At 68.2% G+C, this 16,003-nt stretch carries 19 protein-coding genes; 12 read left to right on the forward strand and 7 right to left on the reverse strand.

What is annotated here, in order from left to right; translation table 11 throughout:
• Positions 1-19 precede the first annotated feature (19 nt).
• From QU603_RS05860 to xseA, 4 genes are read right to left on the reverse strand one after another with little or no spacing between them, the layout of a single operon-like run.
• Positions 20-676, reverse strand: coding sequence for a carbonic anhydrase (locus QU603_RS05860; protein WP_308493551.1), 657 nt, complete (start codon positions 674-676; stop codon positions 20-22).
• Positions 673-1,332 carry a DUF4245 family protein gene (locus QU603_RS05865; RefSeq protein ID WP_308493552.1) on the reverse strand — a complete coding sequence of 220 codons (660 nt, stop codon included), beginning with the start codon at positions 1,330-1,332 and terminating at the stop codon, positions 673-675. The genes QU603_RS05860 and QU603_RS05865 overlap by 4 nt, the downstream gene beginning before the upstream one ends.
• The gene (locus QU603_RS05870) at positions 1,332-1,559 is read right to left on the reverse strand and encodes an exodeoxyribonuclease VII small subunit (protein WP_308493553.1); all 228 of its coding nucleotides are present in this window, start codon (positions 1,557-1,559) and stop codon (positions 1,332-1,334) included. The genes QU603_RS05865 and QU603_RS05870 overlap by 1 nt, the downstream gene beginning before the upstream one ends.
• A gap of 3 nt (positions 1,560-1,562) precedes the next feature.
• Positions 1,563-2,861, reverse strand: coding sequence for an exodeoxyribonuclease VII large subunit (gene xseA / locus QU603_RS05875; RefSeq protein ID WP_308493554.1), 1,299 nt, complete (start codon positions 2,859-2,861; stop codon positions 1,563-1,565).
• A 91-nt stretch (positions 2,862-2,952) separates the two neighbouring features.
• Here xseA and QU603_RS05880 point away from each other — a divergent pair, with 91 nt between their 5' ends.
• From QU603_RS05880 to QU603_RS05890, 3 genes are all read left to right on the forward strand, one after another.
• Entirely contained in the window at positions 2,953-4,017 is a 1,065-nt protein-coding gene (locus tag QU603_RS05880) for a 4-hydroxy-3-methylbut-2-enyl diphosphate reductase (protein WP_308493555.1), read from the forward strand.
• A complete protein-coding gene (locus QU603_RS05885; protein WP_308493556.1) occupies positions 4,014-4,592 on the forward strand; it encodes a DUF6264 family protein in 579 nt (192 codons plus the stop codon). The genes QU603_RS05880 and QU603_RS05885 overlap by 4 nt, the downstream gene beginning before the upstream one ends.
• A 71-nt stretch (positions 4,593-4,663) precedes the next feature.
• On the forward strand, positions 4,664-5,122 hold the full coding sequence (locus QU603_RS05890; protein ID WP_308493557.1) for a COG4315 family predicted lipoprotein: 459 nt from the start codon (positions 4,664-4,666) through the stop codon (positions 5,120-5,122).
• Between the two features lie 72 nt (positions 5,123-5,194).
• Here QU603_RS05890 and fbaA read toward each other — a convergent pair whose 3' ends face one another.
• A complete protein-coding gene (fbaA, locus tag QU603_RS05895; RefSeq protein WP_308493558.1) occupies positions 5,195-6,223 on the reverse strand; it encodes a class II fructose-bisphosphate aldolase in 1,029 nt (342 codons plus the stop codon).
• A gap of 194 nt (positions 6,224-6,417) precedes the next feature.
• On the opposite strand from fbaA, the gene glpX reads away from it, so the two are divergent.
• The gene (gene glpX, locus QU603_RS05900) at positions 6,418-7,428 is read left to right on the forward strand and encodes a class II fructose-bisphosphatase (RefSeq protein WP_308493559.1); all 1,011 of its coding nucleotides are present in this window, start codon (positions 6,418-6,420) and stop codon (positions 7,426-7,428) included.
• 117 nt (positions 7,429-7,545) lie between these two features.
• Positions 7,546-7,788: a UDP-N-acetylmuramyl pentapeptide phosphotransferase gene (locus QU603_RS05905; protein WP_308493560.1), complete on the forward strand. Its 243-nt coding sequence runs from the start codon at positions 7,546-7,548 to the stop codon at positions 7,786-7,788.
• On the opposite strand, the gene QU603_RS05910 is transcribed toward QU603_RS05905, so the two are convergent.
• Complete coding sequence (locus tag QU603_RS05910) at positions 7,763-9,130, reverse strand: DNA recombination protein RmuC (RefSeq protein ID WP_308493561.1); 1,368 nt, start codon at positions 9,128-9,130, stop codon at positions 7,763-7,765. The two genes, QU603_RS05905 and QU603_RS05910, sit on opposite strands and share 26 nt — an antisense overlap.
• A gap of 63 nt (positions 9,131-9,193) precedes the next feature.
• Here QU603_RS05910 and QU603_RS05915 point away from each other — a divergent pair, with 63 nt between their 5' ends.
• Positions 9,194-9,820 (forward strand): LysE family transporter, encoded by a 627-nt coding sequence (locus tag QU603_RS05915; RefSeq protein WP_308493562.1) that lies wholly within the window; start codon positions 9,194-9,196, stop codon positions 9,818-9,820.
• Positions 9,821-9,857: 37 nt separating this feature from the next.
• Here QU603_RS05915 and QU603_RS05920 read toward each other — a convergent pair whose 3' ends face one another.
• On the reverse strand, positions 9,858-10,463 hold the full coding sequence (locus QU603_RS05920; protein ID WP_308493563.1) for an exonuclease domain-containing protein: 606 nt from the start codon (positions 10,461-10,463) through the stop codon (positions 9,858-9,860).
• Positions 10,464-10,536: 73 nt separating this feature from the next.
• Here QU603_RS05920 and QU603_RS05925 point away from each other — a divergent pair, with 73 nt between their 5' ends.
• The 6 genes from QU603_RS05925 (at position 10,537) to QU603_RS05950 (ending at position 15,966) form a co-directional block, all read left to right on the forward strand.
• Entirely contained in the window at positions 10,537-11,286 is a 750-nt protein-coding gene (locus QU603_RS05925) for a class I SAM-dependent methyltransferase (RefSeq protein ID WP_308493564.1), read from the forward strand.
• 46 nt (positions 11,287-11,332) lie between these two features.
• Complete coding sequence (ychF, locus tag QU603_RS05930) at positions 11,333-12,406, forward strand: redox-regulated ATPase YchF (protein ID WP_308493565.1); 1,074 nt, start codon at positions 11,333-11,335, stop codon at positions 12,404-12,406.
• A 278-nt stretch (positions 12,407-12,684) separates the two neighbouring features.
• Positions 12,685-13,182, forward strand: a complete 498-nt coding sequence (locus QU603_RS05935) for an isochorismatase family protein (RefSeq protein WP_308493960.1) — start codon at positions 12,685-12,687, stop codon at positions 13,180-13,182.
• A gap of 191 nt (positions 13,183-13,373) precedes the next feature.
• Positions 13,374-14,621 (forward strand): IS256 family transposase, encoded by a 1,248-nt coding sequence (locus QU603_RS05940; RefSeq protein WP_308492733.1) that lies wholly within the window; start codon positions 13,374-13,376, stop codon positions 14,619-14,621.
• 299 nt (positions 14,622-14,920) lie between these two features.
• Positions 14,921-15,280, forward strand: coding sequence for an MmcQ/YjbR family DNA-binding protein (locus QU603_RS05945; RefSeq protein WP_308493566.1), 360 nt, complete (start codon positions 14,921-14,923; stop codon positions 15,278-15,280).
• Between the two features lie 128 nt (positions 15,281-15,408).
• Positions 15,409-15,966, forward strand: coding sequence for a dihydrofolate reductase family protein (locus tag QU603_RS05950; RefSeq protein WP_308493567.1), 558 nt, complete (start codon positions 15,409-15,411; stop codon positions 15,964-15,966).
• Positions 15,967-16,003: the final 37 nt, after the last annotated feature.

Here is a 16,003-nt window from a genome sequence, read left to right on the forward strand (position 1 = left end):
TGAATGCGGGCGGTAGGGCTCACAGCCCCGGGATCGAGATGGGTCCTTCGGTGACGAACGGCACGGTGGTGCCCTCGCCGAGGCGGTAGATCGCCCCCACGATGCCCAGTCGTCCGGATGCCACCGCGTCGGCGATGATGGGGGATGCCTGCAGCAGCTCTGCGATCGTCGCGCGCAGATGCTCGCGACCGACCTCGTCGGGGTCGGCGGCTTGTGGCACGGTGTTCGCCGCGCGGGCGATGCGGTGCACGGTGGGCACGATCGGCGCGATCAGCCGCCAGATCTGCGCCGGGAGCTCGGGGGCGTCCCCGCGCGTGCTGTCGATCGCGGCGCGCACTGCGCCGCATGCCTGGTGACCGAGCACCACCATCAGCGGGACGTCGAGGATCGCCACGGCGAACTCGATGCTGCCCAGAGCGGACGGCGAGACGACCTGCCCCGCATTGCGCACGACGAACATATCGCCCAGGCCCTCGTCGAAGACGATCTCAGAGGCGGGACGCGAGTCGGAGCAGCCGAAGACCACGGCGTGCGGGTGCTGGCCGTCGGTGAGCTCGCGGCGCCGGTCCGCGCTCTGTCGTGGATGCAGGAGCGTGCCCTCGACGAATCGTGCGTTCCCCGCGGCGAGGCGATCCCACGCGGCCTGAGGGGTGAGTCGTACGAGGGCTTCAGTCATTTCTTCTCCTGTCGCAGGGCGGCGATCTGATCGGTGAGTCCGCGGGCCGCCGTAGCCGCGGTCTTCGCGTCGGTGGCTCCGTAGACGAGGATGCGGTCGGGGCCGGCGCTGGTGCCGATCGCGTAGCTGATGTTGGCGTTCTGCGAGGGGTCGCCGATCGCGTACCGCGTCCATTCGATGCCGTCGATGGTCACGGTGCCCGAGGGCGCGGCACCCGACAGCAGCCGGGCGTCCCACGCCGTGTCGGCGCCGAACCCCTGCGCGACGCGCAAGAACCCGGCGTCCGTGCCCGTCGCGTAGACGACGGTCCAGGTGGATGTCGCATCGCCTGACAGCGCTGCGTCGTTGGCCCGCCACCCGGTCGGCACGTGCGGGACCACGACGGTCTGACCGGTGGCCGTGGACGCCTGCTGCGCGATGGCTGCGACGTCGACCGGCGGTGGCGGCGTGGAATTGCCGCGCGGCACGATCATGATGACCACCGCGACGACGGCGAGGGTCGCCAGGAGGGCGGCGACGAGGTTGCGCACGGTCTGGCTCGAGCGATAGACACGCGACGACTCGGCCTTGCGGGCGGCGGTCTCATCGGCCGTCTCGGGGCGCCCGAGCTCGGCGACGATGTGGCCGGCCGCCGCTGTTGCAGAGGTTCGTGCCATCAGTCCGCCTCGACCTGCGCGCGGGCGTCGTCAAGGCGCTGCTTGGCACCGCGCAGCCATTGCTCGCACCGGGCGGCGAGGGCCTCGCCGCGCTCCCACAGCGCGAGCGAGTGCTCGAGGGTGGGTGAGCCCTGCTCGAGTTCTGCGACCACGCTGACCAGCTCGTCACGCGCCTGCTCGAAGCTCAGAGTCGCGACGTCGGCGATGGTTTCGCTCGGCTCGGTCATGCTCTACAGCTTAGTTCGGGTTGCCGGCGCGGCCGATTCGGCGACTTCGCCGTCGGAGGTGGCGGCGATGCTCCCGCGGTCGAGCGTCACCGTCAGCGCGGTGCCCGCCGCCGCCTGCGCCGCATCGCGCAGGATGGTGCCGTCGTGCAGGTGGGCGATCGCGTAACCGCGTGCGAGCGTCGCCGCCGGGGAGAGCGCGTGCAGGGTCGCCCGCAGCTGCGCCACGCGTGAGGCGGCCGTCTCCACCCGCCGGTCGACGAGGTCGCGGCCACGGGCGGCGAGCAGCCAGACATCCTGCGTGCGTCCGGCGATCAGCGATTCGGGTTCGCGCAGAACCGGGCGGCTGCGCAGCTGTTCGAGCTGGGCGATGTCGTGCGTGATGCGCGTGGTCAGACGCATCGTCAGCCGTGCGCGCAGCTGGGACACCAGCGCCCGCTGCTCGCCGACGTCGGGCACGATCCGCTTGGCCGCGTCGGTGGGAGTGGAGGCCCGCAGATCGGCGACGTCGTCCAGGAGCGGATGGTCGTTCTCGTGTCCGATCGCGCTGACCACCGGGGTGGATGCCGCGGCCACCGCGCGCAGCAGCCGCTCGTCGCTGAACCCGAGCAGGGTCTGCGGGTCGCCGCCCCCGCGTGCGATCACGATGACGTCGACCTCGGGATCGGCATCCAGCGTCTGCAAGGCCGCGAGCGTCTCGGGGACGCACCGGTCGCCCTGCACCGCCGCGTGCACGGTGCGGAACCGCACGTGCGGCCAGCGCAGCTGCGCGTTGCGGTGCACGTCCTTCTCGGCATCGGATCTCTCGCCGGTGATCAGCCCGATGCAGTGCGGCAAGAAGGGGATCGGCTTCTTGCGTGCGGGGTCGAACAGTCCCTCCGCACGCAGCTGGGCGCGCAGCCGTTCGAGACGCTCGAGCTGGTCGCCGAGGCCGGCGCGACGCATCTGCGACACCGCGAAGGTGAAGTCTCCGCCCTTGATGTAGTAGTCGGCCTTCACGCACGCGACGACGCGGTCACCGACTCTGAGGTCGTCGGTCATGCGCGCACGGATGCTCGACCACAGCCGGAATGACAGCGTCGCGTCGTTCGAGGCATCCTTCAACCGCCCGTACACGGCGCCCGCGCGCACGTTCCACGACGTGATCTCGCCCTCGACCCACACCGATCCCCAGCGCTCGACGAAACCGTGGATGGTCTCGTTCAGCCGCGACACGGAGGTCGGCGCGTCGGGGCGCGACTCACGCGGATGCACGCTGTCGGCAGGCGGCTGCCCGGGTCCTGCCTCGGGGCGGAACGTGGTCATGGCGTCCTTCCGGATTGCGCGGCCGGCGGCCGGCGGCCGTGGCGATGAGGTGTGCGGCCTTTTGCCGGGTGACGTCCGTACAATCAGAACCGTGAGCGCCACCGTCGTCCGTCTGCCCGCGCCCCGCGCCCCCGGCCGCGCCGTGCGCACCGAGCCGCTCCAGGATATCCCGGTGCACGGACACAAGCGTGTGCTGCTGGCCGCGCCGCGAGGCTACTGTGCGGGCGTGGACCGAGCGGTGGTCACCGTCGAGAAGGCGCTGGAGCGTCACGGCGCACCGGTGTACGTGCGCAAGCAGATCGTGCACAACCGCCATGTGGTCAGCGACCTCGAAGCGAAGGGCGCCGTCTTCGTCGACGAGGTGGACGAAGTTCCCGAAGGCGCGCTGGTCGTCTTCAGCGCACACGGGGTCGCTCCCGCGGTGAAAGACGCCGCAGCCGCCCGCGGTCTGCACGCCATCGATGCCACGTGCCCTCTGGTGACCAAAGTGCATCGCGAGGCCGTGCGCTTCGCCCGCGACGACCGGCAGATCCTGCTGATCGGCCACACCGGGCACGAAGAAGTCGAGGGCACAGCCGGCGAAGCGCCGGAGCACGTGACGGTGGTCACTTCGCCTGAAGAGGCCGACACGGTCGTGGTGCGCGATCCCGCCAAGGTCGTATGGCTGTCGCAGACCACGCTCTCGGTCGACGAGACCATGCAGACGGTCCGCAGGCTGCGCGAGCGGTTTCCGCTCCTGCAGGATCCGCCGACCGACGACATCTGCTACGCCACCCAGAACCGTCAGGTCGCGGTGAAGAAGGTCGCCGCCGGTGCTGATCTGGTGCTCGTGGTCGGCTCGGCGAACTCGTCGAACACTGTGCGTCTGGCCGAGGTGGCCCTGCAGGGCGGCGCGCGCACCGCGTACCGCATCGACGACGCCGACGAGATCCGACAGGAATGGCTCGACGGGGTGGCCACGGTCGGCGTCACCAGCGGCGCATCGGTGCCCGAAGACCTCGTGCACGGTGTTCTGGCCGCCCTCGCCGAGGCCGGCTACAGCGACGTCGACGAGGTGCGCACCGCTGAAGAGGACCTGATCTTCTCGCTGCCCAAAGAACTGCGCACCACCGTGGACGGCGCGGCCGACCACCGAGGGCGAGGAGGCCGCCGATGACCGATCCGCGTCATGAGCACAGCCGTGGACAGGGGGCCGACAGCGGCAGCGATCCCCGCCCCCGGCCGCAGTACGGCGAGTATGCGACCCCCGCCGAGCAGCGGGCGCGCATTCAGCATCCGGCTTCGCCGTCGGCGGCACCGCCGGTGGCCCCGGCCGCACAGGCCGCGCCTGCCCGAGTCCCGACCGCTGTTCCGGCTGCGCGGCCGGGAGCTGCGGTGAACCGCATCGTCACGATCGTGCTGCTCGCGTACGGAGCCGTCAACGTCGTGCTCTCGGTATTCTCGTTCCTGGATCTGGCCGCTGTGGCCGATGCCACCTACAAGGTGATGGGCGTGCCGGGGTCGTTCACCTCGACGCCGACGACGCAGGCATGGGGGATCGCGGCAGCGGCGCTGCTGGTCGTGGGGTTCATCGTGACCGCGTACTTCTCGATCAGGGTCATGCGGCGCGGTCGCGTGTCGTGGTGGATCCCGCTGGTGGGTGCGGCGGCGACCTACCTCGTCGTGTCGGTGTGCCTGACGATCCCACTGATGGGCGACCCGGCGCTCATGCACTACATCCTGGGTCGTTAGCGAACACGTCGGCGGCAGTCAGATGACACCGCACGTATGCGGGGTGGTCGCGGTGGGCGCAGACTGGAAACATGCGACTCACCCGCGCGCTCACCGCGCTCGCCGTCTCCGCCACTCTCGCACTGACCGCCGCCGCCCTCGCCGGCTGTGGACCCGACACCGGCCCGCGCGTCGTTCTGAAGACCGCGCACTCCAGCGCCGGGACGGTCGTGGTGGATGCCGCGGGCCGCGCGGTGTACCTGTATTCGGGTGACCAGCAGAACGCGAAGAGCACGTCGTGCGACGCGGCGTGCCGTGCCAGCTGGCCTCCGGTGACCACCATATCCACGCAGCCGAAGGGCGACGGAGTCGACGCCGCGGTCGGCGAGATCCCGGCGCCCGACGGCGGGTACCAGGTGACGCTCGACGGATGGCCGCTCTACTACTTCGACGGTGACACGACCGCCGGCATGATCAAGGGGCAGGGCATCGGCAACGTGTGGTGGCTGCTGGCCCCCGACGGGCAGAAAATCACCGCGATCGGGCGCTGACTGCGATCGCGTGCCCACACGCAGGATGCCTCGACCCATCGGGCCGAGGCATCCTCATCTCTTCGACGTGGGTTACGACTGGCTCTTGCCGAACGATCCCAGCTGCTTGGTGGCCTCGGCCACGCGTGCGGCCATCGCTGACTCGGCGACCTTGCCCCACGCACGCGGGTCGTACTGCTTCTTGTTGCCCACCTCGCCGTCGACCTTCAGCACACCGTCGTAGTTCTGGAACATGTAGCCGGCGACCGACCGGGCGAACGCGTACTGCGTGTCGGTGTCGACGTTCATCTTGATGACGCCGTTCGCGACGGCGGTCGCGATCTCGGCGTCGGACGAGCCCGACCCGCCGTGGAAGACGAGGTCGAGGGGGAGCGGACCGGTGCCGAACCGCTCGGCGATGCCGGCCTGGATCTCGCCCAGCAGTTCGGGGCGCAGCTTGACGTTGCCCGGCTTGTACACCCCGTGCACATTGCCGAACGTCAGAGCGGCGATGTAGCGACCGTTCTCGCCCAGACCGAGCGCTTCGACCGCCTTCGCGACGTCGCCGACGGTCGTGTACAGGGCGTCGTTGGTGCCCTCGTGCTTGACGCCGTCCTCCTCGCCGCCGACGACACCGATCTCGACCTCGAGGATCGCGTGGATGTTCTTCATGCGCGGCAGCAGCTCTTTGGCCACCTCGATGTTCTCGTCCAGGGGCACGGCCGAACCGTCCCACATGTGCGACTGGAAGATCGGGTTGCGACCGGCCTTGACCTCTTCTTCGCTGGCGGCCACCAGCGGCAGCACGAAATCGGCCAGCGCCGGCTTGGGGCAGTGGTCGGTGTGCAGGGCGACGGTGATCGGGTAGTTCTTGGCCACCTCGGTGGCGAACTTCGCGAATGCCAGCGCGCCCGTGGCGCGGGCCTTCACGGACTGCCCGGCGAAGTAGTCGGCTCCGCCGGTGGTCACCTGGATGATGCCGTCGGAACCAGCCTCGGTCAGACCCTGCAGCACCGAGTTGATCGTCTGCGAGCTGGATACGTTGATCGCGGGGTACGCAAAGCCGCCGGTCTTGGCTCGGTCGAGCATCTCGGCATACTGTTCGGGGGTGGCGACGGGCATGGCGTGCGCTCCTTGGTCAAGGTGGTGGGTCGGGGATCGTCTCAACTCTAGCGAAGCGGGTCTGGCAGGCCCGCGCTGCGCGACGAGGAGTTGAGGTGGCCACGATATGACGAGCACGAAAGAATCGCCAATCCTTCTTGTTCTCTCTTCTGTAATCGCTGTCTTTCCTGCGCCTGGACGGTTATCGTGACGGCATGGTGAGTCTCACGGTTGATCCGAACGTCCCTGCCGACCATTCGACGCCGTTGCACCCCGACCGCAATATGGCGCTCGAACTGGTGCGGGCGACCGAGGCGGCCGCGATCCGCGCCGTGCCGTTCATCGGCCGCGGACGCAAAGAGGCAGCCGACGGTGCGGCCGTGGACGCGATGCGGGCGTTCCTGACCACCGTCAGCTTCGACGGGACGATCGTGATCGGCGAGGGCGAGAAGGACAACGCCCCAATGCTGTTCAACGGCGAGCACGTCGGCAACGGCACCGGCCCGCGATGTGACGTCGCCGTCGACCCGATCGACGGCACCTCGCTGACGGCGGCCGGACGCAACAACGCGCTCTCGGTGATCGCGGTGTCGGATTCGGGCACGATGCTCGACGCGTCGAGCGTGTTCTACATGGACAAGCTCGTCACGGGGCCCGCTGGTGTCGGTGTCGTCGACATCCGCCTGCCGATCGGTGAGAACATCCGTCGCCTGGCTGCGGCGCTGGGCAAGCCGGTCGATGAGATGGTCATCTCGGTGCTGCACCGGCCTCGGCACGACGAGCTGATCGAGCAGATCCGCGAGGCCGGAGCCGGCACGCGGCTGATGAGCGACGGCGACGTCGCGGGCGGCATCAACGCCGCACGTCACAATGCCCGCACCGACATGTGCGTGGGCATCGGCGGCAGCCCCGAGGGGATCGTCACCGCGTGTGCCATCAAGGCGCTCGGCGGTCACATCCAGGGGCGGCTGTGGCCGCGCAACGACGACGAGAAGCAACGCGGCATCGATGCGGGGCTCGCGCTCGACGGTCACGTCTACGAGGCTGACGACCTCGTGCAGGGGAGCAACACACTGTTCGTGGCGACCGGGGTGACCAACGGCGAGCTGGTCGCCGGCGTGCGTCGCGAGGGCGGCCACGTCTACACCGAGAGCGTCGTGCTGCGGGGCGCCTCCGGCACGCTGCGCCGCATCTCGTCAGAGCACCTGACGTCGAAGTGGCTGTGACCTCGCGACAGAGGTGACGCGCAGGCACAGGTTGCTGTGAATGCGCGGGATCACGACCGGGGCATGACAGAATCGAGCCGGTGCGTCGCGATCGTCGCACTGGTCAAGGAGGCGGACATGGCGTCGGACACCGGGGCATCTTCGCCGCGCACCGGAGCGCACGCGGTTGTGGCCGACGCGCTGTCGCGCACGGGCTCCCATCCGAAGATCGACACGGATCCGGCTCGGCGTCCTGACGTGCTGTTCCGGGTACGCCACAAAGAGGGCGAACAGATCAGCGCCTGGTGGATGATCGGCGCATTCGTGGCGGTCTCGGGCGCCGCCATCGCGTTGCTCAGTCTGATTCCCGGCGGTCAGTGACCGACACCCCTGCCTGATCGGCCGGTGTGGGTTCGTCGATCCGTGTGCGCAGCAGGCCCAGGTCGGCCGTCATCGTGGGAGCGTCTTCGGTGACGGCATCGTCGGTCCGGCCATCCGAGGCGGGGTCATCGATGCCCTCGAGCAGCTCGGATGCGGTCAGACGGCGAGTGGATGCTTCGATCGCCGCCGACTCCGGCAGTGCGTCGAGCTTGGTCTGATCGATCCCGGGGAACCGACGGGCACTGACCAGGACCCGCGACTCGAGTGAACCTGCGAACCGGTTGTAGCTGTCCACGGTCCGTTCGATCGCGCGGCGCAGGTCGTCGGCGTGCGACGCCAGTGACGTCAGCCGTCCATACAGCTCGTTGCCGAGCTCGAACAGCCGTCGCGCTTCCTGCGAGACATCCTGCTGCGTCCACGTGTAGGCGATCGTCTTCAGAACGGCCCAGAGGTTCACGGGCGACGCCAGGGCGACCCTCTTGCTGAACGCGTAGTCCAGCAGCGCGGCATCCCCTTCCAAAGCCGCCGACAGCAGCGATTCGCTGGGCAGAAAGCAGATCACGAACTCGGGGCTCGAGGAAAGTCCCGCCCAGTAGGTCTTCTTCGCAAGGGCGTCGACATGGGCACGCACGGCCTTCACATGCTTGTCGAGCAGCCGTTGTCGTCGCTCACCGTCGGCGCCGGTGGCTGCCACCGGGGTCGCCGTCGCCTCGAGGTAGGCATCCAGCGGAACCTTGGCGTCGACCGCGAGCGACTTTCCGCCGGGGAGGCGAATCACCATGTCGGGCCGGCCTGCCCCCGCATCGGTGCGGATCGACGCTTGCAGATCGAAGTCGACGTGCCGCGTCAGGCCGGCGGCTTCGACCACCCGCCGCAGCTGCGTCTCACCCCAGACTCCCCGGGTGCTGCCCGAGCGCAGGGCGCCGGCCAGCGACTCGGTGGTCGCGCGCAGAGCCTCGCCGGCCTCGTGCGAGCGTCGCAGCTGCTCTGCCAATGAGCCGTACTGCTCGTGGCGGTCGTGCTCGAGCGTGTCGACCTTGCGCTGCATGGTCTGCAGAGTCTCTTGCACCGGGGCGAGGGCGCGCAGCACCGCCTGCTCGCGCTGTTCACGCTGGGCGCGCGCGTTCTCGTCGTAACGCACGCGATCGATCGCCTCGTCGTACCGTCGCTCCTGCTGGTCGAGCTGGTCGCGCAGGGCCGCCGCCACCGTCTCGGCGGTGGCCGTGCGTGTCGCAAGCTCGGTCGTCGAGCGCGCGGCTCGTGCGGTGCGCACCGCCCAGCCGGCGGCGAAGCCGATGACGAGCATGATCACGGCGACCAGTGTGAGAGATGCGGCATCCATGTCTCTCAGCATGCCGGTGGCCTCCGACATGGAGATGCGGCGTTCACTCCCTATGATGTCGAAGTGACGCTCACGGTCTGGTCCTCGCTGCTGGCCGCCTGCGTCGTGATCAGCCTCACCCCCGGTGCCGGGGCCATCAACACGATGTCCAATGCCCTGAACGAGGGGTGGCGTCGCTCGATCTGGGGTGTGCTGGGGCAGCAGTCGGCGCTCGTGGTGCACGTCGTGATCGTCGCGGCCGGCGTCGGGCTGCTCGTGGCCAGTTCACCCGTGCTGTTCGAGACGATCAGGTATCTCGGTGCCGCCTATCTCGTGTTCCTCGGGGTGCGGATGATCGTGCTGCGCCCCGCCGTGACCGAGGACCTCGATGCCGGCACGCCCCAGCGCGAGAGCGCCTGGTCGATGGTGCGGCGCGGATTCTGGGTCAATCTGCTCAACCCCAAGGCGATCGTGTTCTTCCTCGCGTTCGTGCCGCAGTTCATCCGGCTGGACCGGCCCCCGCTGGAGCAGTATCTGATCCTGATCGCGACCGTGGTGATCGTGGACGTGCTCGTGATGTGGTTCTTCTTCGCCGCAGCGGCCAAGCCATTCCGGCGCGTGGTGCGCACCTCGCGCGGGCAGAAGACGATGAACATCGTGTTCGGCTCGCTTTTCATCGCCGTCGCAGGGCTTCTCCTGCTCGTGCACTGAGTCGGCTCGTGCCGGTGCGTCGGCTCGTGCCGGTGCGTCAGGCGACCGCGAACACCGGCTCCTGGACCGGCACGGCGGGGTCGATCGTCTTCACTCGCAGCGCGTGCGTCCGGGCCAGGGCGTCGATGTCATCGGCCCGGCAGCGCGTGGCGGCGTCGATCACGATGTGCGCGCAGGCCAGGGCGTCGGCTGCGGCGTCGTGGTGCGCGAAGTCGGTGAAACCGGCCGCGGCCGCCGCCGAGGGCAGTCGATAGGACGGCAGGTCATATGCCTTGCGGGCAAGCTGCAGACTGCAGAAATAGCGGTACGGCGGGCACACGTCGCCGGTCGCCTCGCACGCGCGGCGCAGCACCGCCATGTCGAAGCCGGCATTGTGCGCAACGAGCACATCGGCGCCCGCGAAGGCCGCGAAGTCGTCGAGCTGGTCGCTCCACGTGGGTGCGTCCAGGACGTCCTCGGGGTGGATGCCGTGGATCTGCACATTCAGCTCGAAGAAGCGGTCGTGCCCTGCCGGTGGGCGGATGAGCCATCCGGCGGTGGCGACAACCTGGCCGCCCCGCACCCGCGCGAGTCCGACCGCGCACGCCGACGCACTACTGGAATTCGCCGTCTCGAAGTCGATCGCAGTGAAATCCAAGGGCACACATCCACTGTCGCCCGCCGGCGTCGGCAGAGTCGGCAGGCGCGCCGGGGAGTGCGCGACCTAGGCTCGAGGCATGGCCTCACATGAGCAGATGGCGTTGTCGTTCGGGTCGGCTGCGGCCGAATACGAAGCGGGTCGGCCGGACTACCCTGCGCCGGCGGTGGCGTGGATGCTGGAGTCTGCGGTCGGCGCTTCGGCTCCGGTGCGCGTGGCAGACGTGGGGGCCGGCACCGGCAAGCTCACGCGTGCACTGGTCGCCGCGGGGTTCGATGTCGTCGCGGTCGAGCCCGATGAGGTCATGCTGGAAGCACTGCGCCGCGCGGTGCCCGACGTCCCCACGGTCGTGGGCAGTGCGGAGCGGCTTGCGCTGCCAGACGCTGCGCTTGATGCCGTCGTGCTCGGCCAGGCGTGGCACTGGGTGGATCCGGTGCGGGCGTCGCGCGAGGTCGGTCGCGTGCTGCGACCGGGCGGTGTGCTCGGACTGGTCTGGAACATCCGTGATGAGAGCGTCGGGTGGATCGCCGAAATGAGTCGGATCATGCACGGCAGCAAGGCGGAGATCATGATCGCCGCAGGCGGCCCCGAGGTGGGCGCGCCGTTCGGCGAGCTCGAGACACGCTCCTGGAACTGGCAGCTGCCGACCACGCGCGCGCAGCTGTGGCACATGGTGCGCTCGCGCAGCTACGTCATCACCGCCGACGCTGACCAGCGGGCGCGCATGGAGCGTGAGCTGGGGGCGCTGTTCGACCGCATCGGCGCCGTGGACGATGCAGTGGTCGAGTTGCCGTACATCACGCACGCCTACCGCACCACCCGTCCGTGACCGCGGCGACCGGGCCGCGGCATCCACCCCGGTAGACTGGTCGCCCGTGGCTCTCACCATCGGAATCGTCGGTCTGCCCAACGTCGGCAAGTCCACCCTCTTCAACGCCCTGACCAAGAACCAGGTGCTCGCGGCGAACTATCCGTTCGCGACGATCGAGCCGAACATCGGGGTCGTCAGCCTTCCCGATGAGCGGCTGCGCCGACTGGCGGATCTGTTCCACAGCGAGCGGCTCGTGCCGGCGACGGTGTCGTTCGTCGACATCGCGGGCATCGTGCGCGGCGCGAGCGAGGGGGAGGGGCTGGGCAACCAGTTCTTGGCGAACATCCGCGAGGCCGACGCGATCGCCCAGGTCGTGCGCGGGTTCGCCGACTCGGATGTCGTGCACGTGGACGGCGAGGTCAACCCGCGGGCAGACCTGGAGACGATCGGTGCCGAGCTCATGCTCGCCGACCTGCAGACGCTCGAGAAGGCGATCGCCCGCTACGAGAAGGAAGTCAAGGGGCGCAAGACCGACAAGTCGGTGCTCGAGGCCGCGCTCGCCGCCAAAGACACGCTGGATCGCGGCGTGCTGCTGTCGGCGTCGGGAGTGGACCTCGACGCCATCAAGGAGCTGGGGCTGCTCACGGCCAAGCCGTTCATCTTCGTGTTCAACGTCGACGAGGCGGTATTGACGGATGCCGCGCGCAAGGCCGAGCTGGAGGCTCTGGTCGCCCCCGCCCAGGCCGTCTTCCTCGACGCGAAGATCGAGTCCGAACTCATCGACCTCGATCCGGAGGATGCGGCAGAGCTGCTCGCCTCGACCGGACAGGAAGAATCCGGCCTGGACCAGTTGGCCAGGATCGGCTTCGACACGCTGGGCCTGCAGACGTACCTGACGGCCGGGCCCAAAGAGGCTCGTGCCTGGACCATCGGCAAGGGCTGGAAGGCGCCGCAGGCAGCGGGGGTCATCCACACCGACTTCGAGAAGGGCTTCATCAAGGCCGAGGTCATCTCGTTCGCCGATCTCATCGAACTCGGTTCGGTCCTCGAGGCACGCGCACACGGCAAGGCGCGCCTCGAGGGCAAGGACTACGTCATGCAGGACGGCGACGTGGTGGAGTTCCGCTTCAACGTGTGATCGCTGATCTGCTTGCGCTTCGCACCGGTCGTTGATGATAGCCGGGACGAGGTCATGCACGTGGTGGGTGGTAGACCGTGCAAGTCCTACGCTGGCAGGTGTATGCGGCGCTTGTCGTCATTCAGGAGAAGGGGAGTGATCTCGATGGCAGCGCGTCTTGACGAGCCGATGCAGAACTACCCGAGCGCGGCGACATCGAGAGCGCGAAGGTCAGCACGATCCCGCGTGCAGGTCGCATGATGGCTGACGCTGGGCGGACCGCTGTCCTGGTGATCGATATGCAGCAGGGTGTGTTGGAAGGATGCTTCGATCGCGACGCGGTTCTGCGGAATGCTGCCAGCCTCGTCGAGCGTGCGCGCACACAGGGCGTGCCGGTCGTCTGGGTCCATCACGATCCTGTCGGCATCGGGACTTCTGACTGGGAGCTTGCGGCACCACTCGCCCGCCGCGACGATGAGGCCCTCGTCCACAAGGACTACCGCGATTCGTTCGCCGAAACCACGCTTCGTGCAGTGCTCGACGACCTCGGGGTGATCCGACTCGTCGTGCTCGGGGCACAGACGGATTTCTGCGTCCGGACGACGACGCAGCGCGCTGCGGCTGAAGGATATGACGTGACGCTCGTGGGCGACGCACACACGACGGTCGATGCCGAGTGGGAAGGCCAGGTCATCACCGGCGGCCAGATCGTCGCGCACACGAACATGTATTTCTCCGGCCTGCGATACCCGGGGCAGACTTTCGCCGTGGCCACCCACGACGAAGTTCGGCTCTGAGTTCCAGGCGAGGGCGAAGTCGTGACGGCCGAACTCCTCGATACTGCTCCGCGTTCTCTCATGTCCGTCCAGAGTAGTGCCCCTTAAGGTGGTGTAGCCCGCGGTGGCTGGCTCGTCGCTCACGACGTAAGCGCGGCCACCGTGTGATCCTTCGAGAAGTCTCTTACCTCCACTCGAAAGGCATCATCACGATGACCGCACCTCATATTGTCGACCCTGCCCGCCTGTTGGGTGAAGCCCTCGCCGATTCGTCGCCGGATCTGATGCGGCAGCTGCTGCAGACCATGATCAACGCGTTGCTGTCTGCCGACGCGGACGCCGTCGTTGGCGCCGAGTGGGGAAAGCCCAGCCGCGATCGCATCACGCAGCGCAACGGTTACCGGCACCGCGACCTGGATACCCGGGTCGGCACGATCGACGTTGCGATCCCGAAACTGCGCTCGGGGACGTACTTCCCGGAGTGGCTGCTGGAGCGTCGCAAACGCGCCGAGACCGCGTTGATCACCGTCGTCGCGGACTGCTACCTCGCCGGCGTCTCGACCCGCCGGATGGACAAACTGGTCAAGACCCTCGGGATCAACTCCCTCTCGAAGTCGCAGGTCTCGCGCATGGCCGCGGAACTGGACGAACACGTCGATCAGTTCCGGCACCGGCCGCTGGGAGATGCGGGCCCGTTCACGTTCGTCGCCGCTGACGCGCTGGCCATGAAGGTCCGTGAGGGCGGGCGCGTCATCAACGCGGTGGTGCTGGTCGCGACCGGGGTCAACGCCGACGGACACCGCGAGGTCCTGGGTCTGCGGGTCGCGACCAGTGAGACCGGAGCTGCCTGGAGCAGCTTCTTCGCCGACCTCGTCGCCCGCGGCCTGGCAGGGGTGCGCCTGGTCACCAGCGACGCGCACCAGGGCCTCGTGGAGGCGATCGCCGCGAATCTGCCCGGCGCGGTCTGGCAACGCTGCCGCACCCACTACTCGGCGAACCTGATGAGCGTGACACCGAAGGCCATGTGGCCGGCGGTGAAGGCGATGCTGCACTCCGTCTACGACCAGCCCGACGCCGACGCAGTGAATGCGCAGTTCGACCGGCTGCTGGACTACGTCGACGGGAAACTCCCCGACGCGTTCGAGCATCTCGACGCCGCCCGGGCGGACATCCTTGCGTTCACCGGATTCCCCGAAGGACTCTGGCAGCAGATCTGGTCCAACAACCCGAACGAGCGCCTCAACCGGGAGATCCGCCGCCGCACCGATTCCGTGGGCATCTTCCCGAACCGTGACGCGATCATCCGCCTCGTCGGCGCAGTCCTCGCCGAGCAGACCGACGAATGGGCAGAAGGCCGCCGCTACCTCGGCCTCGACATCCTCGCCAAGTCCCGCCTCACCTTCGTCCCCGACACCACAAGCGAGGTGACCACCGACACGATCCTCGAACTCAGCGCCTAACCAACATCAACAACAGAAGGACCACCGACAGCTACACCACTCCAAGGGGCTTGACCCCGTCCAGTCTTCTGGCAGACGTCGCCAAACGGCGCGAACACCCGCCGGAACGACTCGAGTCTTGGGCGTTGCCATCGGGGCTCACCCGGTGCGAGCATTGAGCGATGGAGGCCATCGTGCTGCAGTGTGGCCGGGTCTTCGACGGTGAGTCCCCAGATCTGCGGAACGATCGCCAGCTCGATGCGGGCACGCTGCCCTCACAAGCCGTATGGAAGGTCGCGAAGGCGTAAGAGGATTGTGAGATGGCCGTCGTTGGCGACGTTCGAAGACTCGGCGCCGAGTTGGAGCGCTCGTACCCTGTCCGTGTGCGCGGGCGTCTGAAGTTCCGTGTGGGCCAGCTGGTCTACGTCGCATTCTCACTGGACGAGCACGTGATGGGCTTCGCGTTCCCGAAGGAGGAACGGGCAGCGCTGATCGGCGGCGATCCCCGCAAGTTTCACATGCCCTCGGAGTCAGACCTGCGCTTCAACTGGGTCCACGCAGATCTCGCAGCGCTGGATCCGACGGAGGCACGCGAGCTCGTCGTCGACGCGTGGCGCATGGTCGTACCCGCGAAGGTCTCCCGCGCCTACGACCTGTCGCATCCCTATGGCCCTCAATGACAACCAGTTCTGACGGGGAGACGGCATCTCAACACCAGAGGGCGTCGACGGCATGTCGCCGTCAACAGTGGCGAAGGTCCGACGCATGGTGCCGTGCACTGGGTGTCGAGCAACCCTAGACTCGCCGCATGGCTCGTTTGATATTCAGCCTCAACGTCACTCTGGACGGTTGTGTCGACCACAGAGAAGGCATCGCGGATGACGAGACGCACGTCTATTTCACTCACCTCATGGATGAGTGCGGCGCCATGCTCTGGGGCCGCACGACGTACGAGATGATGGAGAGCTTCTGGCCGTCGGTGGCACGAGGCGAAGTGGATGCGCCGCTGGCGATGCGCGAGTGGGCACTGAAGCTGGAAGCCAAACCCAAATATGTCGTGTCAGCGCGCCGAGTCGACTTCCCGTGGACCAACAGTCATCGCGTTGTCGGAGACCTGCGCACGGCCGTGCAAGAACTGAAGGCGCAGACACCCGACGGGGTGCTCCTGGGCAGTGGCATGCTTGCGACGGAGCTGGACCGGCTGGACCTGATCGATGAGTACCGGTTCCTCATCCACCCCGTGATCGCCGGCCACGGCCCCACGCTGTACCAGGATGGACTGCCCGGCTCCCGCCGCCTTGATCTGGTCTCGGCGCAGCCGCTCAGAAACGGCGCGGTCGCGATGCGCTATCGCCGGGCTGACTGACGCCCGTCGGACGAGCGCGCGGCCCTCCGGCTGTTGC

It is taken from the genome of Microbacterium terrisoli (assembly GCF_030866805.1).
Classification (GTDB): Bacteria; Actinomycetota; Actinomycetes; order Actinomycetales; family Microbacteriaceae; genus Microbacterium; species Microbacterium terrisoli.

Coding starts and splice junctions, on each gene's coding strand:
- QU603_RS05860 (WP_308493551.1), bottom strand. CDS start 676: ATGACTGAAGCCCTCGTACGACTCACCCCTCAGGCCGCGTGGGATCGC.
- QU603_RS05865 (WP_308493552.1), bottom strand. CDS start 1,332: ATGGCACGAACCTCTGCAACAGCGGCGGCCGGCCACATCGTCGCCGAG.
- QU603_RS05870 (WP_308493553.1), bottom strand. CDS start 1,559: ATGACCGAGCCGAGCGAAACCATCGCCGACGTCGCGACTCTGAGCTTC.
- xseA (WP_308493554.1), bottom strand. CDS start 2,861: ATGACCACGTTCCGCCCCGAGGCAGGACCCGGGCAGCCGCCTGCCGAC.
- QU603_RS05885 (WP_308493556.1), top strand. CDS start 4,014: ATGACCGATCCGCGTCATGAGCACAGCCGTGGACAGGGGGCCGACAGC.
- QU603_RS05890 (WP_308493557.1), top strand. CDS start 4,664: ATGCGACTCACCCGCGCGCTCACCGCGCTCGCCGTCTCCGCCACTCTC.
- fbaA (WP_308493558.1), bottom strand. CDS start 6,223: ATGCCCGTCGCCACCCCCGAACAGTATGCCGAGATGCTCGACCGAGCC.
- glpX (WP_308493559.1), top strand. CDS start 6,418: ATGGTGAGTCTCACGGTTGATCCGAACGTCCCTGCCGACCATTCGACG.
- QU603_RS05905 (WP_308493560.1), top strand. CDS start 7,546: ATGGCGTCGGACACCGGGGCATCTTCGCCGCGCACCGGAGCGCACGCG.
- QU603_RS05910 (WP_308493561.1), bottom strand. CDS start 9,130: ATGGATGCCGCATCTCTCACACTGGTCGCCGTGATCATGCTCGTCATC.
- QU603_RS05925 (WP_308493564.1), top strand. CDS start 10,537: ATGGCCTCACATGAGCAGATGGCGTTGTCGTTCGGGTCGGCTGCGGCC.
- QU603_RS05935 (WP_308493960.1), top strand. CDS start 12,685: ATGCAGCAGGGTGTGTTGGAAGGATGCTTCGATCGCGACGCGGTTCTG.
- QU603_RS05940 (WP_308492733.1), top strand. CDS start 13,374: ATGACCGCACCTCATATTGTCGACCCTGCCCGCCTGTTGGGTGAAGCC.
- QU603_RS05945 (WP_308493566.1), top strand. CDS start 14,921: ATGGCCGTCGTTGGCGACGTTCGAAGACTCGGCGCCGAGTTGGAGCGC.
- QU603_RS05950 (WP_308493567.1), top strand. CDS start 15,409: ATGGCTCGTTTGATATTCAGCCTCAACGTCACTCTGGACGGTTGTGTC.